Annotated in this window: 28 protein-coding genes; 22 read left to right on the forward strand and 6 right to left on the reverse strand. The window is 63.7% G+C overall.

Going from position 1 to position 23577, the window contains the following annotated elements; genetic code table 11:
• Position 1: 1 nt before the first annotated feature.
• From ABWW33_RS05150 to ABWW33_RS05180, 7 genes are all read left to right on the forward strand, one after another.
• Entirely contained in the window at positions 2-1099 is a 1098-nt protein-coding gene (locus ABWW33_RS05150) for a c-type cytochrome (protein ID WP_353399649.1), read from the forward strand.
• Between the two features lie 9 nt (positions 1100-1108).
• The gene (gene ctaD / locus ABWW33_RS05155; RefSeq protein WP_353399651.1) at positions 1109-2869 is read left to right on the forward strand and encodes a cytochrome c oxidase subunit I; all 1761 of its coding nucleotides are present in this window, start codon (positions 1109-1111) and stop codon (positions 2867-2869) included.
• Complete coding sequence (locus ABWW33_RS05160; protein WP_353399654.1) at positions 2866-3447, forward strand: cytochrome c oxidase subunit 3 family protein; 582 nt, start codon at positions 2866-2868, stop codon at positions 3445-3447. Before ctaD (ABWW33_RS05155) ends, ABWW33_RS05160 begins: the two co-directional genes overlap by 4 nt.
• Positions 3444-4094 (forward strand): heme-copper oxidase subunit III family protein, encoded by a 651-nt coding sequence (locus ABWW33_RS05165; protein ID WP_353399657.1) that lies wholly within the window; start codon positions 3444-3446, stop codon positions 4092-4094. The genes ABWW33_RS05160 and ABWW33_RS05165 overlap by 4 nt, the downstream gene beginning before the upstream one ends.
• Positions 4095-4102: 8 nt before the next feature.
• The gene (locus ABWW33_RS05170) at positions 4103-4408 is read left to right on the forward strand and encodes a cytochrome C oxidase subunit IV family protein (RefSeq protein ID WP_176654703.1); all 306 of its coding nucleotides are present in this window, start codon (positions 4103-4105) and stop codon (positions 4406-4408) included.
• A 27-nt stretch (positions 4409-4435) separates the two neighbouring features.
• Positions 4436-5182 (forward strand): helix-turn-helix domain-containing protein, encoded by a 747-nt coding sequence (locus ABWW33_RS05175; protein WP_353399660.1) that lies wholly within the window; start codon positions 4436-4438, stop codon positions 5180-5182.
• Positions 5183-5244: 62 nt separating this feature from the next.
• Positions 5245-6192 (forward strand): DMT family transporter, encoded by a 948-nt coding sequence (locus tag ABWW33_RS05180; protein ID WP_353399663.1) that lies wholly within the window; start codon positions 5245-5247, stop codon positions 6190-6192.
• On the opposite strand, the gene trmL is transcribed toward ABWW33_RS05180, so the two are convergent.
• Complete coding sequence (gene trmL / locus ABWW33_RS05185; protein ID WP_176654700.1) at positions 6174-6644, reverse strand: tRNA (uridine(34)/cytosine(34)/5-carboxymethylaminomethyluridine(34)-2'-O)-methyltransferase TrmL; 471 nt, start codon at positions 6642-6644, stop codon at positions 6174-6176. The genes ABWW33_RS05180 and trmL overlap by 19 nt on opposite strands.
• Positions 6645-6664: 20 nt before the next feature.
• Positions 6665-7441, reverse strand: a complete 777-nt coding sequence (locus ABWW33_RS05190; protein ID WP_353399665.1) for a ComFC family protein — start codon at positions 7439-7441, stop codon at positions 6665-6667.
• Positions 7442-7479: 38 nt separating this feature from the next.
• Between ABWW33_RS05190 and ABWW33_RS05195 the strand changes: the two genes are divergently transcribed.
• The 7 genes from ABWW33_RS05195 to ABWW33_RS05225 all read left to right on the forward strand — a co-directional run bounded on the left by ABWW33_RS05195 (position 7480) and on the right by ABWW33_RS05225 (position 13423).
• Positions 7480-8406 carry a methyltransferase domain-containing protein gene (locus ABWW33_RS05195; RefSeq protein WP_176654698.1) on the forward strand — a complete coding sequence of 309 codons (927 nt, stop codon included), beginning with the start codon at positions 7480-7482 and terminating at the stop codon, positions 8404-8406.
• A gap of 396 nt (positions 8407-8802) precedes the next feature.
• Positions 8803-10029 (forward strand): cytochrome c oxidase subunit II, encoded by a 1227-nt coding sequence (coxB, locus tag ABWW33_RS05200; protein ID WP_176654697.1) that lies wholly within the window; start codon positions 8803-8805, stop codon positions 10027-10029.
• Between the two features lie 15 nt (positions 10030-10044).
• A complete protein-coding gene (gene ctaD, locus ABWW33_RS05205; RefSeq protein ID WP_176654696.1) occupies positions 10045-11634 on the forward strand; it encodes a cytochrome c oxidase subunit I in 1590 nt (529 codons plus the stop codon).
• A gap of 2 nt (positions 11635-11636) precedes the next feature.
• On the forward strand, positions 11637-11744 hold the full coding sequence (locus ABWW33_RS05210) for a cytochrome oxidase small assembly protein (RefSeq protein ID WP_217430623.1): 108 nt from the start codon (positions 11637-11639) through the stop codon (positions 11742-11744).
• Between the two features lie 4 nt (positions 11745-11748).
• Complete coding sequence (locus tag ABWW33_RS05215) at positions 11749-12306, forward strand: cytochrome c oxidase assembly protein (RefSeq protein ID WP_353399670.1); 558 nt, start codon at positions 11749-11751, stop codon at positions 12304-12306.
• Between the two features lie 11 nt (positions 12307-12317).
• On the forward strand, positions 12318-12521 hold the full coding sequence (locus tag ABWW33_RS05220; protein WP_176654694.1) for a DUF2970 domain-containing protein: 204 nt from the start codon (positions 12318-12320) through the stop codon (positions 12519-12521).
• 41 nt (positions 12522-12562) lie between these two features.
• The gene (locus ABWW33_RS05225) at positions 12563-13423 is read left to right on the forward strand and encodes a cytochrome c oxidase subunit 3 (RefSeq protein WP_176654693.1); all 861 of its coding nucleotides are present in this window, start codon (positions 12563-12565) and stop codon (positions 13421-13423) included.
• A 95-nt stretch (positions 13424-13518) separates the two neighbouring features.
• Here ABWW33_RS05225 and ABWW33_RS05230 read toward each other — a convergent pair whose 3' ends face one another.
• Positions 13519-13722, reverse strand: coding sequence for a twin transmembrane helix small protein (locus ABWW33_RS05230; protein ID WP_176654692.1), 204 nt, complete (start codon positions 13720-13722; stop codon positions 13519-13521).
• Between the two features lie 39 nt (positions 13723-13761).
• Here ABWW33_RS05230 and ABWW33_RS05235 point away from each other — a divergent pair, with 39 nt between their 5' ends.
• Genes ABWW33_RS05235 through ABWW33_RS05260 form a run of 6 tightly spaced genes read left to right on the forward strand, consistent with a single transcriptional unit; the run spans position 13762 to position 18801 of the window.
• On the forward strand, positions 13762-14493 hold the full coding sequence (locus ABWW33_RS05235; RefSeq protein ID WP_353399675.1) for an SURF1 family protein: 732 nt from the start codon (positions 13762-13764) through the stop codon (positions 14491-14493).
• Positions 14477-15094: an SCO family protein gene (locus ABWW33_RS05240; protein ID WP_353399678.1), complete on the forward strand. Its 618-nt coding sequence runs from the start codon at positions 14477-14479 to the stop codon at positions 15092-15094. Before ABWW33_RS05235 ends, ABWW33_RS05240 begins: the two co-directional genes overlap by 17 nt.
• A gap of 6 nt (positions 15095-15100) precedes the next feature.
• The gene (locus tag ABWW33_RS05245; RefSeq protein ID WP_353399680.1) at positions 15101-16270 is read left to right on the forward strand and encodes a COX15/CtaA family protein; all 1170 of its coding nucleotides are present in this window, start codon (positions 15101-15103) and stop codon (positions 16268-16270) included.
• Positions 16267-17157 carry a heme o synthase gene (gene cyoE, locus ABWW33_RS05250; RefSeq protein ID WP_176654689.1) on the forward strand — a complete coding sequence of 297 codons (891 nt, stop codon included), beginning with the start codon at positions 16267-16269 and terminating at the stop codon, positions 17155-17157. Before ABWW33_RS05245 ends, cyoE begins: the two co-directional genes overlap by 4 nt.
• Complete coding sequence (locus ABWW33_RS05255) at positions 17157-17756, forward strand: SCO family protein (protein ID WP_353399684.1); 600 nt, start codon at positions 17157-17159, stop codon at positions 17754-17756. Before cyoE ends, ABWW33_RS05255 begins: the two co-directional genes overlap by 1 nt.
• A gap of 10 nt (positions 17757-17766) precedes the next feature.
• Positions 17767-18801 (forward strand): AI-2E family transporter, encoded by a 1035-nt coding sequence (locus ABWW33_RS05260; RefSeq protein ID WP_353399686.1) that lies wholly within the window; start codon positions 17767-17769, stop codon positions 18799-18801.
• Here the strand turns inward: ABWW33_RS05260 and ABWW33_RS05265 are convergent.
• Both ABWW33_RS05265 and ABWW33_RS05270 read right to left on the reverse strand, forming a co-directional pair.
• A complete protein-coding gene (locus ABWW33_RS05265; RefSeq protein ID WP_353399689.1) occupies positions 18798-19598 on the reverse strand; it encodes a substrate-binding periplasmic protein in 801 nt (266 codons plus the stop codon). The two genes, ABWW33_RS05260 and ABWW33_RS05265, sit on opposite strands and share 4 nt — an antisense overlap.
• 16 nt (positions 19599-19614) lie before the next feature.
• Positions 19615-20952 carry a hemolysin family protein gene (locus ABWW33_RS05270; RefSeq protein WP_176654685.1) on the reverse strand — a complete coding sequence of 446 codons (1338 nt, stop codon included), beginning with the start codon at positions 20950-20952 and terminating at the stop codon, positions 19615-19617.
• A gap of 160 nt (positions 20953-21112) precedes the next feature.
• On the opposite strand from ABWW33_RS05270, the gene ABWW33_RS05275 reads away from it, so the two are divergent.
• Complete coding sequence (locus ABWW33_RS05275) at positions 21113-21490, forward strand: hypothetical protein (RefSeq protein WP_353399692.1); 378 nt, start codon at positions 21113-21115, stop codon at positions 21488-21490.
• A gap of 5 nt (positions 21491-21495) precedes the next feature.
• Here the strand turns inward: ABWW33_RS05275 and nhaR are convergent, their stop codons facing one another.
• On the reverse strand, positions 21496-22407 hold the full coding sequence (gene nhaR / locus ABWW33_RS05280; protein WP_353399695.1) for a transcriptional activator NhaR: 912 nt from the start codon (positions 22405-22407) through the stop codon (positions 21496-21498).
• A gap of 104 nt (positions 22408-22511) precedes the next feature.
• Between nhaR and ABWW33_RS05285 the strand changes: the two genes are divergently transcribed.
• Positions 22512-23561, forward strand: coding sequence for a DUF475 domain-containing protein (locus tag ABWW33_RS05285; protein WP_176654682.1), 1050 nt, complete (start codon positions 22512-22514; stop codon positions 23559-23561).
• Positions 23562-23577 lie beyond the last annotated feature (16 nt).

Genomic DNA, 23577 nt, shown 5'->3' on the forward strand with positions numbered 1-23577 from the left:
CATGGCGTTAGCTCTCGTATTGATACTGATCGTAGTTGGCGCCCTGGAATTTCATTACATGAGTCCGTGGTGGCTGACGCCTATCGCGTCGAACTGGCAGCAGATGGATGACGCGCTGCTGCTGACCTTTGCCATCACCGGCCTGCTGTTCGTCGTCATCCACCTGTTCGTGGCGTATGCGCTGGTGACGTTCAAGCACCAGGACGGCGTGCGCGCGGCCGCCGCGCATGGCAGTACAAAACTGGAGTGGTGGCTGGTCGGCGCCACCACGGTGGGCATCATCGCGATGCTGGCGCCGGGCTTGTCGGTATACGCCAAGCTGATCGATCCGCCGGCCCATGCGATGGTGTTTGAAGTGCTGGGCCAGCAGTGGCAGTGGCACTACCGCCTGCCCGGCAAGGACGGCAAGCTGGGCAGTACCGACGTGCGCTTCATCAACAACAGCAATCCCTATGGCCTGAATCCGGCCGATCCCAGCGGCCAGGACGACCTGCTGGTCGAGGGACAGGAAGTGCATATTCCTGTCGGCCGGCCGGTGCGCGTGCTGCTGCGCGCGCAGGATGTGCTGCACGATTTCTACGTGCCGGAATTCCGCACCCGCATGAACATGGTGCCGGGCATGGTGACGTCGTTCTGGTTCACGCCTTCGCGGACCGGCAAGTTCGAGGTGATGTGCGCGCAGCTGTGCGGCATCGGCCATTTCAACATGCGCAGCTACGTGGTGGTCGACGACGGCCCGGCCTACCAGGCCTGGCTGGAGGCGCAGCCGACGTTTACCGCGCGGATGTCGGCGGTGTCGGCCGGCGGCGACGAGCCCGGCAAACAGGGCCGGCTGCTGGCGCAGTCGCGCGGCTGCGCGGCCTGCCACAGCGTGGACGGCAATCCCGGCGTGGGGCCGACGTGGAAGGGCCTGTTCGGCAAAAACGAAACCATGAACGACGGCGCCTCTGTGCACGTGGACGAGACGTATCTGCGGGAATCGATCACCAATCCCGCCGCGCGCGTCGTCAAGGGCTATCAGCCCATCATGCCGGCTCAGCAGCTGAGTCCGGCCGAGGTTGGGCAACTGGTCGACTACATCAAGACCATCAGGCAGTAGGAGGCGACGATGAGCTACGGCGGCGGGCATCCCCAGAGTTTCTGGACGCGCTATGTGTGGAGCCAGGACCACAAGGTGATCGCGATCCAGTACACCATCACGGCGCTGGCGATCGGCATGGTGGGGCTGGTACTGTCCGACCTGATGCGGCTGCAGCTGGGCTTTCCCGGCAAGTTCGCCTTCATCGACGCCAGCCGCTACTACCAGTTCATGACCATGCACGGCATGATCATGGTGGTGTACCTGCTGACGGCGCTGTTCCTGGGCGGCTTCGGCAACTACCTGATCCCGCTGATGGTCGGCGCGCGCGACATGGTGTTTCCCTTCCTGAACATGCTGAGCTACTGGTTCTACCTGCTGGCGGTGCTGATACTGGCGGGCAGTTTCTTCGTGCCGGGCGGTCCCACCGGCGCCGGCTGGACGCTGTATCCGCCGCAAGCCATCCTGCCGGGCACGCCGGGCACGGAATGGGGCATCGTCGTCATGCTGGTATCGCTGCTGGTGTTCATCGCGGCGGCCACGATGGGCGGGCTGAACTACGTCACCACGGTGCTGCAGGCGCGCACCCAGGGCATGACACTGATGCGCATGCCGCTGACGGTATGGGGCATCTTCACCGCCACCATCCTGGCGCTGTTCGCCTTCCCCGCGCTGTTCGTCAGCGGCGTGATGATGCTGTTCGACAAGGCGCTGGGCACGAGCTTCTTCATGCCGGCCGTGGTGTCGATGGGCCAGCACCTGCCGCACCAGGGCGGCAGTCCGCTGCTGTTCCAGCACCTGTTCTGGTTCTTCGGCCATCCCGAGGTGTACATCGTGGCGCTGCCGGCGTTCGGCATCATTTCCGACCTGATCAGCGTGCACGCGCGCAAGCAGATCTTCGGCTACAGGATGATGGTGTGGGCGATCATCGTCATCGGCGGACTCAGCTTCGTGGTGTGGGCGCACCACATGTATGTGAGCGGCATGCATCCGCTGTTCGGCTTCTTCTTCGCCACCACCACGCTGATCATCGCGGTGCCGACCGCGCTCAAGGTCTACAACTGGACGTTGACCTTGTGGCGCGGCGACATACACCTGACGGTGCCGATGCTGTTTGCCGTTGGCTTCATCAGCACCTTTGTCATCGGCGGGCTGACCGGGCTGTTCCTTGGCAATGTGAGCGTGGATATCCCGCTGTCCAACACCTACTTCGTGGTCGCGCACTTCCACATGGTGATGGGCGTGTCGCCGGTGCTGGCGGTGTTCGGCGGTTTGTATCACTGGTTTCCCAAGGTCAGCGGGCGCATGTACGACGTCATGCTGGGCCGCGTGCATTTCTGGGTGACCTTCATCGGCGCCTACCTGATCTTCTTCCCGATGCACTACCTGGGCTTGCTCGGCATGCCTCGCCGTTACTATGCGTATGAAAATTATTCGTTCATTCCGGAATCTGCGCAGACGCTGAACGCGTTCATCACCATCGTCGCGCTGGTGGTCGGTGCGACGCAGCTGTTGTTCCTGCTGAACCTGTGCTGGAGCGCGGTGCGCGGGCGCGTGGCCGGCGGCAATCCGTGGCGCGCCGCCAGCCTCGAATGGCAAACCCCGCAAACGCCGCCGGTGCACGGCAACTGGGGCGAGCAGCTGCCGGTCGTGTATCGCGGCGCGTACGACTACGGCCGGCAGGACGGCGACAGCGACTACCTGCCGCAAAACCAGGGACCTGACGAAGAGGCACGGCGGCGGCCGGCGGGCGCCGCGGCCAAGCTGTCCGAGGAGGAAAGCACGCCATGAATTCCAGTCTTTACCTGGTGACCGGGCATGCCGGCACCGCCGCCCGGCGCACCGGCCTGTGGCTGCTGATGGGCGTGATCGCCATGCTGTTCTTCCTGTTCAGCGCGGCCTATGTGATGCGCATGGGGCTGCCGGATTGGCGGCCGCTGCCGATCGTGCCGTGGCAGCTGTGGCTCAGCACGGCATTGCTGGCGCTGGCCAGCGTTGCGTGGCAGCGCGCGTGGCGCGCGGCGGACTGCGGCAAGACGGCGGTGTCGTGGCGTGCCTATGGCTTGGCGTGCCTGTGTTCACTGGCCTTCCTGGCCTCGCAGCTATGGGCGTGGCAAGCCATAATGGCGGCCAACTTCGCGTTGGACGGCAATCCGGCCAACAGTTTCTTTTACCTGATCACCGGACTGCACGGCCTGCACGTGATCGGCGGCCTGGTTGTCGCAACGTGGGCGGCGGGCAGGGTGGCGACGATACAGCTGTGCGCACGCTACTGGCATTTCCTGCTGGGATTGTGGCTGCTCATGTTCGCGCTGTTGTTCTGGCTGACGCCGGAACTGGTGCAGCAGATTTGCGGAGGCGCGCCATGAGCGACAAGACGGCAGGCTGGCAAGGCATGGTGGCGGACTGGTCGGGTGACCGGGAGGCGTTCCGCGTGCCGTGGGGCAAGGCGATGATGTGGATCTTCCTACTCAGCGACACCTTCATCTTCGGCAGTTTCCTGACCGGCTATATGTCGGTGCGCATCTCGACCACGGCGGCCTGGCCCAATCCCAGCGAGGTGTTTTCGCTGACGATAGGCGGCACGCAGCTGCCGCTGATACTGATCGCCATCATGACGTTCGTGCTGATCACCAGCAGCGGCACGATGGCGATGGCGGTCAACTACGCCTACCGGGGCGAGCGGGCGATGTGCTCACGGTTGATGCTGCTGACCGCCGCGCTGGGCGCGACCTTTGTCTGCATGCAGGCGTTTGAATGGAGCAAGCTGATCGGCGAGGGCGTGCGGCCCTGGGTCAATCCGGACGGCGCGGCGCAGTTCGGCGCCTGCTTCTTCATGATCACCGGCTTCCACGGCCTGCACGTGACGGCCGGCGTGATCTACCTGAGCATCATCGCGGCGCGGGTGCGGCGCGGCCATTATGAAAAATACGACATCGTCGAAATCGCCGGCCTGTATTGGCACTTCGTCGACCTGGTCTGGGTGTTCATCTTTGCGCTGTTTTATCTTTGGTAGGGGGCGCCATGGAATCGACCACGCATCCGATCGGCCTGTACCTGAAGGTGTGGCTGCTGCTGTTCGTGCTCAGCACGTTTTCCTACCTGGTCGACTTCTTCCACGTCGAAAGCTATCTGCGCTGGACGCTGATCCTGCTGCTGATGATGGCCAAGGCCGGGCTGATCGTGGCGGTGTTCATGCACCTGCGCTGGGAGCGCGCGGCGCTGATGTACGCCATCCTGGCGCCGCCGGCCTGCCTGCTGGTGCTGGCCTGGCTGATGTGGCTGGAGTCCGGCTACACCTTCTTCACCCGCATGCTGTATTTCCGTTGACGGCGGAGGTGCTAAACTGACGGCACCATGCCTACCGAAATCGATCTCCGCAGCTACGATGCCGTACCGTCGGCGGGCGTGCACAGCTTCGCCCAGCTGGTGCTGCCGCTGAAGGGCAAGCTGACCCTGGACATCGACGGCGCCGGCGGCATCGCGCACCCGCTGCGCGCTGCGTTCATCGAGCCGGGCCTGGTCCATACGCAATTCTCCCGCGAACCGAATCAATCGCTGATACTGGACTTCGACCTGGCGGCCGTGCCCGAGGCAACCGCCGCACGGCTGGCCGAGCGGCCGTATGCGCCGATCAGCGCGCCGGCGGCCAAGCTGATCGACTTCATCGCGCTGATGCGCGCGCAATCCGGCGCCAGCCCGGCCTTGCTGGCCAACTGGACCCCGCTGCTGCTGGAGTCGCTGGCGCAACAGGAGATCCGGCCGGCTTCACGGCTGTTGGCCGCTTTGAGCCGCATCGAGGCACATCCCGGCCAGCCGTGGAGCACCGAGACGATGGCCGGGGCCGCGCACATGAGTGTCAGCAGCCTGCACCGCGTGTTCCGCGACGAGCTGCAGACCACGCCGCTGGCCTGGCTGACCGACATGCGTCTGCGCTGGGTGTGCCGGCAGTTGGCGGAAACCGATCTGCCTATCGCCCAGCTGGCGACGGCGGCCGGCTACGCCGACCAGAGCGCGCTGACCCATGCGATGCGCCGCGCGCTGGATGTCACGCCGCTGGCCTATCGGAAGCGCGAACGGCAGGATCAGACAAAAATCCGCTAGTCCCGCACAATCCTTCCCGGCAGTCCGCGCCGACAATCACCGCTTCGATGACAGGAGGCGTTATGTGGTATGGCGTGTTGTGCGGCCTGGCGGCCGGGGCGATGTGGGGCACGATCTTCGTGATGCCGAAGTGGCTGGGGGACTTTTCTCCGCTGGAACTGGCGCTGGGGCGCTACCTGGCCTACGGGCTGATCATGCTGGTGCTGCTGGCGCCGCGCCTGGCGGGACTGCTGCGGCGGCTGATGCCGTCCGATTATCTGGTCCTGCTGCGCCACGCGCTGGCCGGCAATATCGTCTATTACCTGCTGCTGTCTTGCGGCGTGCAGCTGGCCGGCGTCGCCGGTGCTTCGCTGGTGATCGGCTTGCTGCCGCTGAGTGTCACCTTGCTCGGGCGGCGCGATCATGGCGCGGTGTCCTTGCGTGTGCTGGCGTGGCCGCTGCTGCTGGTGGTGGCCGGCATGGTGTGCATCAACGTCGAAGTGTTTTCGCGGGGCGAGGGCGTCGCCGCATGGCCGACGTTGGCCGCGGGCATGCTGTGCGCGTTCGGCGCGCTGGTCTGCTGGACCTGGTATGCGGTCGACAACGCACGCTTCCTCAAGCGCAACCCTCGCTTCAGCAGCGCCGAGTGGTCGGGGCTGTACGGCATCAGCAGCGGGCTCGTCGCACTTTTGCTGGCGCCGGTGCTCTGGCTGGCGACATCCAGGGCCGCCGCCCCGCCGCGCGACTGGCTGCATTTCTGGCTGGTGATTACCCTGGTGGCGACGGCGGCGTCGGTGATCGGCAACCAGTTGTGGAACATCGCCAGCCGCCGCGTGCCGGTGACCTTGTCCGGCCAGCTGCTGCTGTTCGAAGTGCTGTTCGGGCTGCTGTACGGTTATCTCTACCAGCGCCGGGCACCGCATACGCTGGAATGGCTGGCGATCGTGCTGCTGGTGGCCGGCGTCGCGTGGTCGGTGTGGCTGCACGCCGAGCGGCGGCCCGCTGCGGCGTATCAGGCGCCGCCGGCGTAGCCGTTCTGGCGCCAGGCTTCGAACACCACCACGGCAACCGTGTTCGACAGGTTCAGGCTGCGGTTGTCGGGGCGCATCGGCAGGCGGATGCGCTGGGCCGGCGGGAAGGTTTCGCGGAAGGCCGGGTCGAGGCCGCGCGTTTCGGAGCCGAACACGAATACGTCGCCGGGCTGGAAGCTGGCGTTGGCGAACGGCGAGGAGCCATGCGTGGTCATCGCGTACATGCGGGCCGGATCGGGCTGCACCTCGGCCAGGAAGGCTGGCCAATCCTTGTGCACCTTCATCTGGGCGTACTCGTGGTAATCCAGTCCGGCGCGCTTGAGCTTGGAGTCCTCCAGCGGAAAGCCCAGCGGCTCGATCAGGTGCAGCTGGGCGCCCGTGTTGGCGCACAGGCGGATGACGTTGCCGGTGTTGGGTGGAATTTCCGGCTGGACTAGTACGACGTGAAACAAGGTGATTCTCCTCTATCGGTTCAATGGGGCGGCGTGCGGGCAAACACCAGGTTGCTCACGCGCGCGGCGCCGTGGCGCTTCAATGTTGCCGCCAGTTCGTTCAAGGTGCGGCCGCTGGTCATGACGTCGTCGACGATGCCGATGTGGCGGCCCGCCACCAGGGCCGCGTCCGGTATGGCGAAGGCGCCGGCGATATTCTGCTGGCGCTGGTCGGGGGCGACGCTGCTCTGGGCCGTCGTGTCGCGCATGCGCACGGCCAGGCGCGGGTGCAGCGCGACGCCCAGGCTGCGCGCCAGCGGCCTGGCGATTTCCAAGGCCTGATTGTAGCCGCGTTCGGCCAGCCGGCGGGGGCCGAGTGGGACCGGGCACAGCAGCGCGGGCAGCGCAAAGCCGGGTTGCTGCAGGACGGCGTCGCGCAGCAGGTGGGCGAACAGCGTCGCCAACGCGAGGCGGTGGCCGAATTTCAGCTGCAGCACCAGCTGGTCGATCGGCATCGCGTAATCGGCCGCCACCAGCGTGACGTCGAAGGCCGGCCGGTGGCTGCGGCAGGCGCCGCACAGCTGCTTGTCGGCACCCGCGGGCAGCGGGTTGGCGCAGCACGGGCAGCGCGGGACGGCGGCATCGCTGCCGAAAAATTGGGCAGCGCATCCGGGGCAGAGCAGGTCGTCGCTGTCGGCGGCGCACAGCGAACAGGACAGCGGCAGCAGCGCGCGCAGCAAGCCGCCGCTGGCGCGGCCCAGCAGCCGGCGTATCGTGTGGTGAGTCGGGAGCTCGATCACGCTTTTGCCTTCAACCATGTACACTGCCGCATTATCGCATTACACGCTTATCGACCATGCAAGTCCCCGCAAATCCCCCCAAATTAAGCGCGCCGATCGACCAGGAGCGCGTGCGCGCCCTGTTTGGCCGTCCCGAACGCATCCAGCCCTCCGATTTCCTGCGCCGGGAAATATCGTCGCGCATGTTCGACCGCCTGGAACTGATCAAAATTGCACCGCAGCGCGTGCTCGACGCCGGCTGCGGCGCCGGTGCCGATCTGCCACTGTTGCAGAAATCTTATCCCGCAGCGCAAATACTCGGTATCGACGCCGCCGAGGCGATGGTGCTTGCGGCGCAGGGGCCGGTTGCGAAACAATCCTCGCTGAACCAGTTGTTGAGCAAATTGTTGCCGGCCAAGACAGGCGTGGACCTGGTCTGCGGCGATTTCGCCGATCTGCCGCTGGGGCCGAACTCGGTCGACCTGGTCTGGTCCAACCTGGCCCTGCACTGGCATCCGCAGCCGGACCGCGTGTTCGCCGAGTGGCGCCGCGTGCTGCGGGTGAACAGCCTGCTGATGTTTTCCTGCTTCGGGCCGGACACTTTCCGCGAGCTGAGGGCTGCCTTTGCCGAGGCCGACCTGGCCCAGCACACGCTGCCTTTCGTGGATATGCACGATTTTGGCGACCAGTTGGTGGAAGTTGGCTTTTCGACACCGGTGCTGGACATGGAAGTCATCACCGTCACCTACGACACGCCGCAAGCCCTGTTGGCCGACGTGCGCGCGCTGGGCGGCAATCCGCTGGGCACGCTGCGGCGGGGCTTGATGGGCAGGCAGGCATGGCGCCGCATGCTGGACGCGCTGGAGCGCGGACGCCGGCCGGATGGCAAGCTGGGCCTGACTTTCGAGGTGATTTATGGCCACGCCTTCCGTCCGGCGCCCCGGATGACGTCCAAAGGCGAGGCGATCATCCGCTTTGACTTACCACGAAAGCCGCGCCAGTAGCGGGTTTGCGGTTACAGTGTGGTTCCCCGGGCTATGCCATAGTTGCGGATTGGATTATTTCTTGATGTGGGACGTTGTTGTTATATATAATCATTGACTAATTTTGCCAGCATGTCACGTCGCCAGCTATAAACCAGCGACCTGAGGTGCATGCGGGCAGAAACGAGCACGAACGAGCATTTGAATTAAGCAGAATCAGGCTTTTGCGTTGTCACAGGGCAGTATCTGGGGACGAGGTGAAAGGCCGCAAGGTCCCGCCGGGGTCGCGTCATGAAGATTTTTTCAGACGGGACTGGCATGGGGCCTGAAGTTGTTTAAGGAGCGGCGCCGGTTCAGTTCACCGAAATCCGGAGTCGTTAAAAAAATATTTTAATTTCTTGGGTGGTTGGGGAAAACATGAAACATGCGAAGCGACTTCAATCGTTGATGCTCGGGCTGTCGGTAATGGCGGCAAGTATCCCAGCGTGGGCGGCTGACACGGCGGCGACCGCGACGGGTACCTACGCTGCGGCAACCGGCGGTACCGGCGGCCCGGTGGCAGGGGAACTGAACCTGCAGCCTCCAGCGACCCAGATCGCGTCCGAAATCTACAGCCTGCACACCTGGATGATGCTGGTCTGCCTGGTCATCTTCGTCGGCGTGTTCGGCGTGATGTTCTACTCCATCTTCAAGCACCGCAAGTCGCTGGGCCACAAGCCAGCCACCTTCCATGAATCCACCGCGGTCGAGATCGCCTGGACCGTGGTGCCGTTCCTGATCGTTATCGGCATGGCATTGCCTGCGACCCGCACCGTGGTCGGCATGAAAGACACCTCCAACGCCGACATCACCATCAAAGTGACCGGCATGCAGTGGAAATGGGGTTACGACTACCTGAAAGGCGACGGCGAAGGCATCTCCTTCCTGTCCAACCTGTCGACCCCGCGCGCGCAAGTGGGCTCTCCCGGCTTCGAGCCGACCGAGAAGCGCGGCGACAACTACCTGATGGAAGTCGACAACGAAGTCGTGGTTCCGGTCAACAAGAAAATCCGCATGGTCACCACCGCCAACGACGTGATCCACTCGTGGTCGATCCCGGCCTTCGGCGTCAAGCAGGATGCGATCCCCGGTTTCGTGCGCGACACCTGGTTCAAGGCGGAACACACCGGCACCTATCGCGGCTACTGCTCCGAGCTGTGCGGCAAGGAACACGCCTTCATGCCTATCGTGGTCAAGGTCGTCACCGACGCCGAGTACAAGACCTGGGTCGATGGCAAGAAAAAAGAAATGGCCGCGCTGGCCGACGATCCAAACAAGACCTGGACCATCGACGAGCTGAAAACCAAGGGCGAAAAAGTCTACGGCGCCAACTGCGTGGTCTGCCACCAGGCCAACGGCAAGGGCGTGCCTGGCGCGTTCGCACCGCTGGACGGCTCGGAAGTGGTCAACGGTCCCAAGGCTGAACAGATCAACGTTCTGCTGCACGGCAAGAAGAGCGGCAAATTCTCCGCCGAAATGCCGGCTTGGAAGCAACTGTCGGATACGGATATCGCGGCTGTCATCACCTACACCCGTAATAGCTGGTCGAACAAGGCCGCCGAAAACATCGTTCAACCAGCCGAAGTTGTGGCTGCACGTAAGTAATCAGGAGCGTTACAAATGAGCACTAGCACCTTGGATCACGCACACGATCACGATCACGCTCACGACCATCCCCATGGTTTGTCGCGCTGGTTGTTTGCCACCAATCACAAAGACATCGGTACGCTGTACCTGTGGTTCTCGTTCATCATGCTGCTCTCGGGCGGCGTGCTGGCACTGATGATCCGCACCGAGCTGTTCAAGCCGGGCCTGCAGTTCTTCCAGCCTGAGTTCTTCAACCAGCTGACCACCATGCACGGCCTGGTGATGGTGTTCGGCGCGATCATGCCGGCCTTCGTCGGCTTCGCCAACTGGATGATCCCGCTGCAGATCGGCGCGTCGGACATGGCCTTCGCGCGCATGAACAACTTCTCGTTCTGGCTGCTGCCACCTGCGGCGATCCTGCTGGCGACCTCGTTCCTGGTCCCTGGCGGCGCCACCGCGGCCGGCTGGACGCTGTACGCTCCGCTGTCGACCCAGATGGGCCCGGGCATGGACATGGCGATTTTCGCGATGCACCTGATGGGCGCCTCGTCGATCATGGGTTCGATCAACATCATCGTCACCATCCTGAACATGCGCGCTCCCGGCATGACGCTGATGAAAATGCCGATGTTCTGCTGGACCTGGCTGATCACCGCCTACCTGCTGATCGCCGTGATGCCGGTCCTGGCAGGCGCGATCACCATGACGCTGACCGACCGCCACTTCGGCACCTCGTTCTTTAACGCCGCCGGCGGCGGCGACCCGGTCATGTACCAGCACATCTTCTGGTTCTTCGGCCACCCAGAGGTCTACATCATGATTCTGCCGGCGTTCGGCATCGTCTCGCAGATCCTGCCGGCCTTCGCCCGCAAGCAGCTGTTCGGCTACGCTTCGATGGTGTACGCCACGGCGTCGATCGCCATCCTGTCGTTCATCGTCTGGGCCCACCACATGTTCACCACCGGCATGCCGGTGACCTCGCAGCTGTTCTTCATGTACGCGACCATGCTGATCGCGGTGCCGACCGGCGTTAAAGTGTTCAACTGGATCGCCACGATGTGGAAGGGTTCGATGACCTTCGAAACCCCGATGCTGTTCGCCGTGGGCTTCATCTTCGTGTTCACCATCGGCGGCTTCACCGGCCTGATCCTGGCCGTGACCCCGATCGACATCCAGCTGCAGGATACCTACTACGTGGTGGCGCACTTCCACTACGTGCTGGTGGCCGGTTCGCTGTTCGCGCTGTTCGCAGGCTTCTACTACTGGTCGCCGAAATGGACCGGCCACATGTACAACGAAACCATGGGCAAGACCCACTTCTGGCTGTCGCTGATCACGTTCAACGTCACCTTCTTCCCGATGCACTTCCTGGGTCTGGCAGGGATGCCGCGCCGCTACGCCGACTACTCGGCGCAGTTCACGGACTTCAACATGATCGCCTCCATCGGCGCCTTCGGTTTCGGCCTGTCGCAAGTGTTCTTCCTGTTCTTCGTGATCCTGCCGACCATCCGCGGCGGCAAGAAAGCCGAAGCGAAGCCATGGGACGGCGCCGAAGGCCTGGAATGGACTGTGCCTTCGCCAGCACCGTTCCACACCTTTGAAACGCCACCGCAGTTCAAGTAATCATGGGCGAACAGAAGAAGCCGAATAACGCAAGGACCGGCCTGCTGTTGGCCGGCGTGGCACTGTTCTTTTTCCTGTCCGTGTTCGTTAAACGGATGTGGCTGAGCTGACGACGTGAGCGAAGACAAGGAAACCGGCGGGCTGAACCGCACGCTGCTGGGCAAGCTGATCGTGGTGGCGGTGCTGATGTTCGGGTTTGCGTACGCGCTGAACCCGTTCTACCGCCAGATCTGCGAAGCGCTGGGCATCAACGTGCTGACGCAGAAGGACGGCACGGTCAGCGCCGATACGAACACGCAGGTCGACAAGACGCGCGACGTGACGATCGAGTTTGACGGCAATGCGCAAGGTCCGTGGCGTTTCCGTCCGGTGACGCACAGCATGACCGTGCATCCGGGCGAGCTGGCGACGGTGATGTACGAGGTGGTCAACACCCAGAACCGCGAAGTCAGCGCGCAGGCGATACCGAGCTACGCACCGCAAAGCGCGATGCCGCACTTCAAGAAGGTCGAGTGCTTCTGCTTCAAGCAGCAGAGCTTGAAACCCCACGAGGCGCGGCAGATGCCGGTGGTGTTCTTCATCGATCCGGCGCTGCCGAGGGACGTGAAGACGATTACGTTGTCGTACACCTTCTTCGAGGTGGGCGGTCTGGACAAGACCGCATCCAAGTAAAGGTGAGCGCCATGCAAGAGGAAAAGAAACAGGCGTCGTTCATGTATTCGATGAAGGCGGTGTTCTGGTCGTTTTTCGGCCTGCGCCGCAAGAGCGATTTCGACACCGATTCGGCGAAATTGAATCCGGTGCACATCATCATCGCGGCATTGATCGGCGTGGCCTGCTTTATCGGACTGCTGATCACGATCGTCAAGTTTGTAGTTTTAAAGTAAAACGTAGCATTCTCGAATAAAGTTGATTTAGGGAGATGAAGATGAGTTCACATAACGCCGCGGCACCGTACTATTTCGTGCCTGGTCCATCCAAATGGCCGCTGCTGGCAGGCATGTCCCTGCTGACCACCATGATCGGCGCTTCGGCCTGGGTCAATGATGCTTCGTGGGGCCCAGTCGTGAACTATATTGGCCTGGCATCGATTATCGCCGTGCTGTATTTCTGGTTCGGCGAGGCCATCAAGGAATCCGAGAGCGGCCAGTACGGCCAGCGCGTCGACCACTCCTACCGCTGGTCGATGGCCTGGTTCATCTTCTCGGAGGTGATGTTCTTCGGCGCCTTCTTCGGCGCGCTGTTCTATGCCCGCACGATCACCATGCCTTGGCTGGGCGACCTGGACCACAAGTTCATCTGGCCTGACTTCGCCGCGCACTGGGGTAACGTCGGTCCTGCCGGCACCGTGCAGGAATTCAAGACCATGGGTCCGTTCCCTATCCCGACCATCAACACCGCGTTGCTGCTGACCTCGGGCCTGACGCTGACCATCTCGCACCACGCGCTGCGCGCCGGCCACCGTGCGCAGACGGCGTTCTGGCTGTTCGCCACCATCGCCCTGGGCGCGATCTTCATGGGCTTCCAGGCCTTTGAGTATCACCACGCTTACACCGAACTGAACCTGAAGCTGACCTCGGGCATCTACGGCTCGACCTTCTTCATGCTGACCGGTTTCCACGGCTTCCACGTGACGATGGGCGCGATCATGTTGTCGGTGGTGCTGGTGCGCGTGCTGCGCGGCCACTTTACGGCAGACCATCACTTCGCCTTCGAAGGCGCGGCCTGGTACTGGCACTTTGTCGACGTCGTCTGGCTCGGCCTGTACGTCGTCGTCTACTGGCTGTAACAACGATATAATGCCGCAGCGATGTTGCTGCGGCGCTGAAGAAAAAGCCGCATGCGGGACCGTCCCGGATGCGGCTATTTTTTTTAGCAACTGAGTTAGCCGCGGATGCCGGTCGGCTGGATGTAACCGAGTTTGTGCGCGATCAGCAGCGCGGCGAACAGGGCGATCGACAATCCGACCCGCACCGCCAGCGCGCGCACGGTGTTGTTGCTTTTGCCCTTGTCGCGCATCAGGAAGAAGAAGGCGGAAGCCAGGCTGCCGATGATCAGGATAAACGCGATGGCGACAGCAATTTTCATGGCAGGACCGGTAGATGGTTTGATTGGGGTTCCATTGTAATGGGTATTGCGTTCCGTTTTAAACTGATCCCTTTCGTGGCGACCGTGCTGGTGGTCACGCTCGGCATACAGCTGGGCAACTGGCAGCAGCGCCGCGCGGCGCAAAAGATCGTGCTGCAGGCCAAGCTGGCGCAGGGCAACGCCAGCGCGCCGATGCTGCTCGACGGCGCGCCGCTGGCGGCCGAGGCGGTGGAGTTCCGTCGCGTGTCCGTCACCGGCGAATTTGTCGCCGACTGGCCGCTGTACCTGGACAACCGTCCGTCGGACGGCCGCTCGGGTTTTTATCTGCTGATGCCGTTTAAAATTGCGGGATCGAACATGCACGTGCTGGTGGCGCGCGGCTGGCTGCCGCGCGACGCGGCCGACCGCGCCAAACTGCCGGTCTACGCCACGCCGGCCGGCACCGTCACGCTGGAAGGCACGGCGCGGCTGGATGCCGGTCACGTGATGGAGTTGGGCAAGACACCGGTATTGACGCCGAAAGCCATCGTGCAGAACGCCGATCCGCTGCAGGTGGCCAAGGACAGCGGCCTGACCATGCAGCCTTTCGTGGTCCTGCAGACGAGCCCGGCCAAGCCGGCCGGCGACGATGCGCGGATGGTGCGCGGCTGGCCGGCGCCGTCGCTGGGCGTGGAAAAACATCAGGGCTACGCCTTCCAGTGGTACGCACTGTCGGCGATGGCGGTTATCTTCTTTGTAGTGAACGGATTCAGACGTGGAAAACAAAAGTAATCAAAGCCGTGGGCGTTGGAAGCTGTTGCTGGTGCTGGCCGTCTGCGCGGCGCCGCTGGTCGGCTCCTACCTTACTTATTACGTCATCAAGCCCAAGGGCGGGGTGACCAACTTCGGCGCGCTGATCGATCCGCGCGAGCATCCGATCCCGGCCATGGCCAGCACCACGCTGGACGGCAAGCCCGCCACGCTGGAGAACTACAAGGGCAAGTGGATCATGCTGAAGGTCGGCCCGTCCGACTGCCGGCAGGATTGCCAGGACCAGCTGTTCGCGATGCGCCAGCTGCGCACCATGCAGGGCAAGGAGATGGAGCGCATCGAGCGGGTGTGGATGATCACCGACGACCAGCCGCTCGACACGCTGCTGATGCGCGTCAACGACGGCACCCGCATGCTGCGCGCGCCGGCCGCCGTGATCGACAAGTGGCTGCCGCTGGAGCCAGGCGCCGGCGACCGCGCGTCCGACCACGTCTACCTGATCGACCCGCTGGGCAACCTGATGATGCGCTTCCCGAAAGGGGCCGTCTCCAGCGACACCGAGAAGGTGAAGAAGGTCCACAAGGACATCAGCAAGCTGCTGAAGGCTTCGGCGATAGGCTGACCGGCTATGCACTCGACCACCATCGCCCAAATGGCCGTGACCGCGCTGCTGGTCGCGCTGCTGCCGCTGTCGCTGGTGTGGACCTCGTCCGACGCCAACAAGTACCGCAAGCTGGTCTGGGTCAGCGTGTTCCTGACCTTCGACCTGATCGTGTTCGGCGCCTTCACGCGGCTGACCGATTCCGGCCTCGGCTGCCCGGACTGGCCGGGCTGCTACGGCGCCGCCAATCCCTTCCTCGCGCATGAGCAGATCACGGCGGCCGAAGCGCTGCTGCCGACCGGCCCGGTGACCGTGGTCAAGGCCTGGATCGAGATGATCCACCGCTACCTGGCGATGACGATCGGCGTGCTGATCGTGGCGATGCTGGCGCAATCCATTTATCAGTGGCGCAAGTCGAAAGGCACACGGCCGGAATATGCGCCGTGGCTGCCGGCGCTGCTGTTCGGCTTTGTCTGCCTGCAGGGCGCGTTCGGCGCCTGGACCGTCACGCTGAAGCTGCAGCCGGTGATCGTCACCACCCACCTGCTGCTGGGCATGGGCCTGCTGGCGCTGCTGGCCTGGTACGGCGGCCGCCAGAACCAGCTGATCTCGCCGGTGCGCACGGTGACGGCCTCGCCGCCGGCGATGCGCAACATCCGCCTGCTGGCCGGCGCCTCGGCCGCGCTGCTGCTGGTGCAGCTGGCGCTGGGTGGTTGGACCAGCACCAACTACGCCACGCTGGCCTGCACCGATTTCCCTCTGTGCGGCGGCAAGCTGGTGCCGGACATGGACTTCGAACACGGCTTCACCCTGTGGCGCGAGCTGGGCAAGACCGCGGCCGGCCACTACCTGCCGTTTGCCGCGCTGACGGCGATCCACTGGGTGCACCGCAATTTCGGCTTCATCGTCGCGCTGGTGGCCGGCTACACGGCCTGGCGCGCGTGGGAGCACGCGGCGCTGCACCGGACCGCGCGCAATATCGCCATCACGCTGGCGGTGCAGATCGCCAGCGGCATCGCCACCATCTTCCTCAGCTTCCCGCTGGCCATCGCGGTGCTGCACAACGCCGGGGCGGCGATGCTGGTCCTGCTGCTTACCATGTTAAACTACAAGGCTAAGTACCAGTACGATCTTGCCAAAAAGGCAGCCTCAGGCGCCGGTTTCGGGCAAGCCCAGTTCACCAAGCAACGCCAATGACCACTCAAACCATCTCCAAACCCGCCAGCCGCGCTTCACAGTACTGGGCGCTGACCAAGCCCCGCGTGACGCAGCTGGCCGTATTCTGTGCCGTGATCGGCATGTTCCTGGCCACCGATGGCATGCCGGACTGGCACGTGTTGATCGCCGCCACGGCGGGCATCTGGCTGCTGGCCGGCGCCGCGTTCGCCGTCAACTGCCTGGCCGAGCGCGAAATCGACGCCCGCATGGCGCGCACCGCCCGCCGCCCGATGGCGCTGGGCGACATCACCGTCACGCAGACCGTGGTCTTCGCCGCCGTCATCGGCGGCGCCGGCATGTGGATCCTGTACTCGCTGGTGAACCCGTTGACGATGTGGCTGACCTTCGTCACCTTCGTCGGTTACGCCATCATCTACACCATGATATTGAAGCCGGCCACGCCGCAGAACATCGTCATCGGCGGCCTGTCCGGCGCGATGCCGCCGGCACTGGGCTGGGCCGCCGTCGCCAACGACGTGCCGATGCAGGCCTGGCTGCTGGTGATGATCATCTTCGTCTGGACCCCGCCGCACTTCTGGGCGCTGGCCCTGTACCGCCGCGACGACTACGCCAAATCCGGCCTGCCGATGCTGCCCGTCACGCACGGCATGCAGTTCACGCAGTTCCACGTCTGGCTGTATTCGATCGCGCTGGCCGCCACCACCTTGCTGCCGTACGTGGTGCACATGAGCGGCCTGATTTACCTGGCCTGCGCCATCGTGCTGAACGCCGTGTTCCTGCGCCACGCGTGGAAAATCTACCGCCACTACACCGACCTGGTGGCCCGCAAGGCCTTCACCTGGTCGATCATCTACCTGTCGCTGCTGTTCGCAGCGCTGCTGGTGGACCACTACTTCAAGATCTGATGAAAAAACTCCTCGCCCTGGCCCTGGTGGCCCTGTCCGTATTGCTGGCCGCCTGCGGCGAGAAGCCTGCCCCCCGGCTGGAATTCAAGAACACCGACCTGACCGGCGCCGCCTTCGCCAAGGACTTCGCGCTGACCGACCATAACGGCAAGCCGCGCACCATGGCCGATTTCAGGGGCAAGGTCGTCATCATGTTCTTCGGCTATACCCAGTGCCCGGACGTTTGCCCGACCACGATGGCCGAGATGTCGGCCGTGATGAAGGAGCTGGGTCCGCAGGCCGACCAGGTGCAGGTGCTGTTCGTCACCGTCGACCCGGAGCGCGACACGCGCGAACTGCTGGCGCAATATGTGCCGGCCTTCGACAAGCGTTTCCTCGGCCTGTACGGCACGCCCGAGCAGACCGCCGCCGTCGGCAAGGATTTCAAGGTGTTCTACGCCAAGGTGGAGGGCAAGACGCCGGGCAGCTATTCGATGGACCACACCGCCGCCAGCTATGTGTTCGACAAGCAGGGCAAGATCCGCCTGCTGGTGCGCAGCGGGCAGGGCCCGGCGCCGCTGGTGCATGACGTGAAGCAGTTGTTGTCCCTGTCCTCCTGAGGCGGGGCGCATGCGACAGCGCTTCCAACCCTATACCCGCCTCGCGGCCGTCGTCCTGCTGGTGATCGGCTGCCTGACCGTGCTGCGGCCGTTCCTGGCCGCGATCCTGTTCGCCACCGCCATCACCATCTCCAGCTGGCCCTTGTACGAGCGCCTGCTGGCCAGATGCAAGCAGCGCCGCGCGCTGGCCGCCGCCACCATGAGCCTGGGCCTGACCCTGCTGATCATCCTGCCGCTGGCGCTGGTGACCTGGAACGTGGCCGACAACGCCTCCGATTTCTACGACCAGATCAAGGCCGGCATCGATAGCGGCACCTTGGTGCCGCCGTCGTGGCTGAAGGATATTCCGGTGCTCGGCGAAGCTGCCGACACCTATCTGCGCAAGCTGCTGGGCAGCCGCGAGGAATTGCTGAACGTCGCCAAGAACCTGCTGGAGCCGGCGCGCCGCTTCCTGCTGGGCGGCGGCATGGTGCTGGGCAGCGGCGTGGCGCAGGTCAGCCTGGCGGTGTTCGTCAGCTTCTTCCTGTACCGCGACGGCCACGCCATGCTGGCGGCGCTGGCCACCGGCATGGATAAACTGATCGGCGCGCAAAGCGTGGCCGTGGCCGATACCGTCAGCCGCACCGTGCGCGGCGTGATGTACGGCCTGCTCGGCACCGCGCTGGCGCAGGCCGGCGTGGCCGCCATCGGCTTCCTGATCGCCGGCGTGCCGGCCGTCGCGCTGATGTCGGTGGCGACCTTCCTGTTCTCGCTGGTGCCGGTCGGCCCGCCGCTGATCTGGGGCGGCGCGGCGATCTGGCTGTTCAACGAAGGCCGTACCGGCTGGGGCATCTTCATGCTGGTATGGGGCATGTTCCTGATCAGCGGCGTCGACAACGTGGTCAAGCCCATGCTGATCAGCCGCGGCAGCAGCCTGCCGTTCATCCTGGTCTTGCTGGGCGTGATGGGCGGCGTGCTGGCGTTCGGCTTTGTCGGCCTGTTCATCGGCCCGACCTTGCTGGCGGTGGGCCTGGGCCTGCTGCAAAACTGGACCAAGGGCACCTAGAAATTGACCATCTGCGCGGCGCGCTCGGCGTCGGTGTGGCGGGTGAAGATGCGCCTCAGCGTGCCGTCATCGCGCATTGCCCGCACCGCCTGGCTGAAGCGGGCCGCCGTGGCTTCGTCGATGCGCCGACGCGACAGGATCAGTCCGGAGACGATGTTGTCCTTGGGCCGCCAGTCCATGACGCTGTAGGTGCCGGCCAGCTGCTCCTGTTTCACCAGCGGATACCAGGTGGTCGGCGTCGCCATGACGGCCTGCACGCGCCCCAGCTTGAACAGGCGCAGCATGGAAAGATGATCGGCCGTCTCGAACACGCGGCCCTGGGCGCGCAGCTGCGCCAGCCACGCCTCGTAAGCCTTGCCGTGCTTGTAGCTCTTGACCACCGCGATCTTGTAATGTGGATCGGCGAGGAAGCTTTCCATGCTGGTGACGCGCGCGCTCAGGTCCTTGTGCAGCAGGACGTAATTGCGTCCGATCATGTAGGGGATGATGGGGCCGATTTTTTCCCGCTCGGGTAGCGGGATGGCGGACACCGACATATCGATGGTGCCGGCGTTCAAGCCGGCCCAGATGCGCACCCGCGAATCGACGCTGGCTTCGATGGTGCAACCCAGCCGGCGCGCCAGTTCGTCGACCACGTCCTTGTCGATGCCGGTCCAGCTGCCGTCGGGACCCCGGTAGAACAATGCGCCGTCCTCGTAGAAGGAGACACGCAGATGCCCGCATTCGCCGGCCGGCGCCGCGCCTGGCGCGCCGGCAAGGCAGAGCAGGGTACAGCACAGGATCGAACGCCTCAGCACAGTGCCTCCTACCGGGTTAATCCAGGTCGGCGTTGTCCTCGGTGTCATCCTTCGGGATGACCTTGACCAGCAGGATACGCGGGCCGTTCATTTTCTTGGCGACGATGTCGAAACCGCGGAAACTGATGCGCTGGCCCTGTTTCGGGATATCGCCCAGTTTCAGCATAATCAGGCCGCCCACCGATTCTACCTCTTCCAGCCCGAGCTCCTCGTTTTCGATGTCGATGCCCAGTGTGCGCTCGAGCGAGAAGATCGGCAGGCTGGCCTTGCCGACCAGCGTGCCGTCGGGCTGCTTGAGCCAGTCGTTCTCGTTGAGGCGGAACTCGTCGTGGATCTCGCCGACCATCGCGCCCAGCAGGTTGTCCAGCGTGATGAAGCCCAGCGGACGCTTGCCCTTCTCGCCGATCAGCGCGAAATGCGGCGCGCCGTCGCGGAAGCGGCGGAACTGCTCCAGCGCCGGCGTGCGGGCCGAGATCGTCTCCACCGGCCGCAGGAAGGGCACCAGGTCGGTCACCGGCTTGCCCGACTGCTGGGCGAAGAACAGGTCCTTCAGGTGCACCACGCCGAGCACCGTCTCGCCATCCTTGTCGTAGTAGGGGTAGCGGCTGAAGCGGTTGCGCAGCATGGTTTGCAGGTTGTCGTTCAGCGGGCGGTTGGCGTACAGGCCGATCACCTCGTTAATCGGACGCATCAGGTCGGATACGGCCAGGTCGCTGAAATCCAGCGAGTGGGCCAGGATGTTGCGCTCATCCTTGTTGAACTTTTCGCCCGGCTGGCTGGTGCGCAGGATCAGCTTCAGTTCGTCGACCGAATAGTGGCTGTCGTGGCTGCCCTTGCCGGACAGGCCGGCCAGCTTGAGCACCATGTTGGCGCTCTCGTTCAGCACCCAGATGAAGGGGTACATGGTCCAGTAAAAGCCGTACAGCGGCAGCGCGCTCCACAGGCCGATCACCTCCGGCATGCGGATTGCAAGCGACTTCGGCGCCAGCTCGCCGACCACGATGTGGAGGAAGGAGATCACGCAGAAGGCGAACACGAAGGCGATGCCGTGGACGATTTCCGGCGCGGTGACGCCGATGGCCGTCAGCAGCGGTTCCAGCAGGCTGGCGAAGGCCGGTTCGCCGACCCAGCCCAGGCCCAGCGAGGCCAGCGTGATGCCCAGCTGGCAGGCGGACAGGTAGGCGTCCAGCTCGCCGTGCACCTTGCCCAGGATGCGGCCCTTGAGTCCCTGCGTCTTGGCGATGGCGCGTACGCGCGTCTTGCGCAGCGTGACGATGCCGAATTCGGCCGCCACGAAGAATCCATTGAGCGCGACCAGGAAGACGGCGAGCACGACAAGCATGAGGTTTTGCATAGGGGCCGAGCGGCGATTCGGGTAGTTAAAACATGCATCTTAAACGACTGTGCGGCAGCGCAGCGCAAAAAACGCCGCCGACGCAAGAATGTGCGTAAATTGGGGCCTGGGATTCCAGTATAGTTGGCGGCATGGTTAAAAAGACAAAAAAGGCCACCAAATGAGCGAGGGATATTACGAGAGCGTCGGGCAGTTCATCTATGGATTCAGCCGGGCGCAGACCGAATATTCGTGGTTGCTGGCGCAGATAGGCGGCCAGGCCTTGCGCTGGCCGGAAACGCCGGACAGCTACCGCAAACTGGCCGCCGCCGCCCAGGCCAGGCTGGCCGCGCTGCAGGTGGAAGACGCCGTGCTGGCCAACTTCAACGCGCTGGTCGACAAATTCACCCTGCTGGCCACCATCGAAGAGCAGTTCCTGCCCTCGTTCGACCCGGCGCAGGCCGATGCCATGCAACCGCACCTGGACCAACTCGCCGTCGCCAAGAAGCTGCTGGCAATCTGCAAGGAAGACATGACCCGGCTGCTGGCCAGCCTGTGACTGCCTTATTCGGCGATGGCGAACGGGCCGCTGTGTACCGCGCCGAGGATGGCCTCGATCGCCGGGTGGGTGATCTTGCGGGCGCTGGAGATGGCGAAGAACTGTTCCCGTAGTTCCGGGGCGTCGCCCACCAGCACCGCGCCGAACTGATCCTCGATGTCCTGCGCCAGCGCCGACGGCGCGAAGAACAGGCCCAGCCCGTTGCGGCCGAAGGTGTTCAGCATCGCATTGTCTTCAAACTCGCCGACGATGTCCGGCCGCACCTCGTGCTGCACGAACCAGGCGTCGATGCGGCCGCGCAGCGCGTTGTTGCGGGTCGGCAGCAGCAGCGGCGCGCCATGCAGGCTGGCCGGGAAGTTGCGCCGGTATTTGCGCGCCAGCCTGGGAACGCCGAACAGCTTCATGTCGCTCTCGCCCAGCAGGTGGCTGAACACCTTCAGGCTGCCGCCGGCGCGCACGGCGCGGTCGGTCAGCACCACGTCCAGCTTGCCCAGCGCCAAGTCGGCCAGCAGGTTTTCAAATTCATCCTCCATGCACACCAGCCGCACCTGCTGGTCCATCTGCTGCGTCGCTTGCAGCAGGCGGAAGGCGATCAGCTTGGGCAGCGAATCGGAAATGCCGACCGTCAGCCGCATCTTGCCCGCCTCCGCCTCGTCCAGCGCATCCTGCAACTGGTCGCCCAGCAGGAAGATCTGGTCGCAATAGATGAGCGCCAGCTTGCCGGCCTCGGTCGGCACCAGCCGCCGTCCCTGCGGCTCCAGCAGCTGCTTGCCTATCGATTGCTCCAGCGACGCCAGCTGCATGCTGATGGTCTGCACGGCCAGCCCCAGCCGCTCGGCCGCGCGCGTCACGCCGCCCTCCTTGGCCACCATCCAGAAAAAATACAGGTGGCGGAAATTCAATCCGCTGGTTTTCATGATCTTCTATTTTTACGAAGGAATACTTCAATTATCTTCTATTTTTAAAAAGTCGTTTGTTCTCTACACTGCATCCCATCGATTCATAACCAAGAGAGAAAAGAATGAAACACTTCAAAGTGTCATTCCTCGTCACGTTCCTGTGCCTGGCCGCAGCGGGCTGGTGGGGCTACGAACTATCGGGATGGGGCGGCGCCTTGTCCGCCGTGGGCATCGCCGCGATCCTGGCCGCGATGGAAGTATCGCTGTCGTTCGACAACGCGGTGGTCAACGCTTCCGTGCTGAAGACCTGGGACGACTACTGGCAGAAACTGTTCCTCGGCGTCGGCATCATCATCGCGGTGTTCGGCATGCGCTTGCTGTTCCCGCTGGTGATCGTGGCGGTGGCCGCGGACATCGGCATCATGGACGTGTGGCACCTGGCGCTGAACGATCCCAAGACGTATTCGATGCACCTGACGAATCACCATTCGGAAGTGGCGGCATTCGGCGGCATGTTCCTGCTGCTGGTGTTCCTGAACTTCCTGCTCGATGACGAGAAAGAAGTGCACTGGCTGGGCAACGTCGAGAAGAAACTCGGCTCGCTGGGCAAGGTGTCCTCGATCTCGGTAATGATTGCGCTGGGCGTCCTGCTGGGCTCCATGGGCCTGGTAGGCGAAGCGCACAAGCTGGTGGTGCTGGTGTCCGGCCTGTGGGGCATCCTGATCTACGTCGGCGTCGATGCGATCAGCAACCTGCTGGAGAAGGAAGAAGAGGGCAGCAACGTCGGTGACCTGGTCAAGAAGGGCGGTATCGGCGGCTTCCTGTACCTGGAAGTGCTGGATGCTTCGTTCAGCTTCGACGGCGTGATCGGCGCGTTCGCCATCACCACCGACGTCGTGATCATCATGCTGGGCCTGGCCATCGGCGCGATGTTCGTCCGCTCGCTGACGGTGTACCTGGTGAAGAAGGGCACGCTCGATGAATTCGTCTTCCTGGAGCACGGCGCGCACTATGCGATCGGTATCCTGGCCGCGATCATGCTGGCAAGTATGAAGTACCACATCCCGGAACTGTTCACCGGCCTGATTGGTGTTGCCTTCATCGGCGCCTCGCTGTGGTCTTCGGTACGCCACCGCCGCAAGCAGGAAGCCGCCGTCGCGATCGCAGCATAAAATTTTCAAGAATCCG

This window comes from Duganella hordei (assembly GCF_040369125.1).
Lineage (GTDB): Bacteria > Pseudomonadota > Gammaproteobacteria > Burkholderiales > Burkholderiaceae_D > Rugamonas > Rugamonas hordei.

Bases quoted from the DNA above. Each gene is read 5' to 3' on its own strand.
- ABWW33_RS05165 (WP_353399657.1), top strand. From the start codon at position 3,444: ATGAGCGACAAGACGGCAGGCTGGCAAGGCATGGTGGCGGACTGGTCG.
- ABWW33_RS05220 (WP_176654694.1), top strand. From the start codon at position 12,318: ATGCAAGAGGAAAAGAAACAGGCGTCGTTCATGTATTCGATGAAGGCG.
- ABWW33_RS05285 (WP_176654682.1), top strand. From the start codon at position 22,512: ATGAAACACTTCAAAGTGTCATTCCTCGTCACGTTCCTGTGCCTGGCC.
- coxB (WP_176654697.1), top strand. From the start codon at position 8,803: ATGAAACATGCGAAGCGACTTCAATCGTTGATGCTCGGGCTGTCGGTA.
- ABWW33_RS05190 (WP_353399665.1), bottom strand. From the start codon at position 7,441: ATGGTTGAAGGCAAAAGCGTGATCGAGCTCCCGACTCACCACACGATA.
- ABWW33_RS05160 (WP_353399654.1), top strand. From the start codon at position 2,866: ATGAATTCCAGTCTTTACCTGGTGACCGGGCATGCCGGCACCGCCGCC.
- ABWW33_RS05150 (WP_353399649.1), top strand. From the start codon at position 2: ATGGCGTTAGCTCTCGTATTGATACTGATCGTAGTTGGCGCCCTGGAA.
- ABWW33_RS05235 (WP_353399675.1), top strand. From the start codon at position 13,762: ATGGGTATTGCGTTCCGTTTTAAACTGATCCCTTTCGTGGCGACCGTG.
- cyoE (WP_176654689.1), top strand. From the start codon at position 16,267: ATGACCACTCAAACCATCTCCAAACCCGCCAGCCGCGCTTCACAGTAC.
- ABWW33_RS05225 (WP_176654693.1), top strand. From the start codon at position 12,563: ATGAGTTCACATAACGCCGCGGCACCGTACTATTTCGTGCCTGGTCCA.
- ABWW33_RS05175 (WP_353399660.1), top strand. From the start codon at position 4,436: ATGCCTACCGAAATCGATCTCCGCAGCTACGATGCCGTACCGTCGGCG.
- ABWW33_RS05275 (WP_353399692.1), top strand. From the start codon at position 21,113: ATGAGCGAGGGATATTACGAGAGCGTCGGGCAGTTCATCTATGGATTC.
- ctaD (WP_353399651.1), top strand. From the start codon at position 1,109: ATGAGCTACGGCGGCGGGCATCCCCAGAGTTTCTGGACGCGCTATGTG.
- nhaR (WP_353399695.1), bottom strand. From the start codon at position 22,407: ATGAAAACCAGCGGATTGAATTTCCGCCACCTGTATTTTTTCTGGATG.
- ABWW33_RS05195 (WP_176654698.1), top strand. From the start codon at position 7,480: ATGCAAGTCCCCGCAAATCCCCCCAAATTAAGCGCGCCGATCGACCAG.
- ABWW33_RS05245 (WP_353399680.1), top strand. From the start codon at position 15,101: ATGCACTCGACCACCATCGCCCAAATGGCCGTGACCGCGCTGCTGGTC.
- ABWW33_RS05255 (WP_353399684.1), top strand. From the start codon at position 17,157: ATGAAAAAACTCCTCGCCCTGGCCCTGGTGGCCCTGTCCGTATTGCTG.
- ABWW33_RS05210 (WP_217430623.1), top strand. From the start codon at position 11,637: ATGGGCGAACAGAAGAAGCCGAATAACGCAAGGACCGGCCTGCTGTTG.
- ABWW33_RS05180 (WP_353399663.1), top strand. From the start codon at position 5,245: ATGTGGTATGGCGTGTTGTGCGGCCTGGCGGCCGGGGCGATGTGGGGC.
- ctaD (WP_176654696.1), top strand. From the start codon at position 10,045: ATGAGCACTAGCACCTTGGATCACGCACACGATCACGATCACGCTCAC.
- ABWW33_RS05230 (WP_176654692.1), bottom strand. From the start codon at position 13,722: ATGAAAATTGCTGTCGCCATCGCGTTTATCCTGATCATCGGCAGCCTG.
- ABWW33_RS05270 (WP_176654685.1), bottom strand. From the start codon at position 20,952: ATGCAAAACCTCATGCTTGTCGTGCTCGCCGTCTTCCTGGTCGCGCTC.
- ABWW33_RS05260 (WP_353399686.1), top strand. From the start codon at position 17,767: ATGCGACAGCGCTTCCAACCCTATACCCGCCTCGCGGCCGTCGTCCTG.
- ABWW33_RS05170 (WP_176654703.1), top strand. From the start codon at position 4,103: ATGGAATCGACCACGCATCCGATCGGCCTGTACCTGAAGGTGTGGCTG.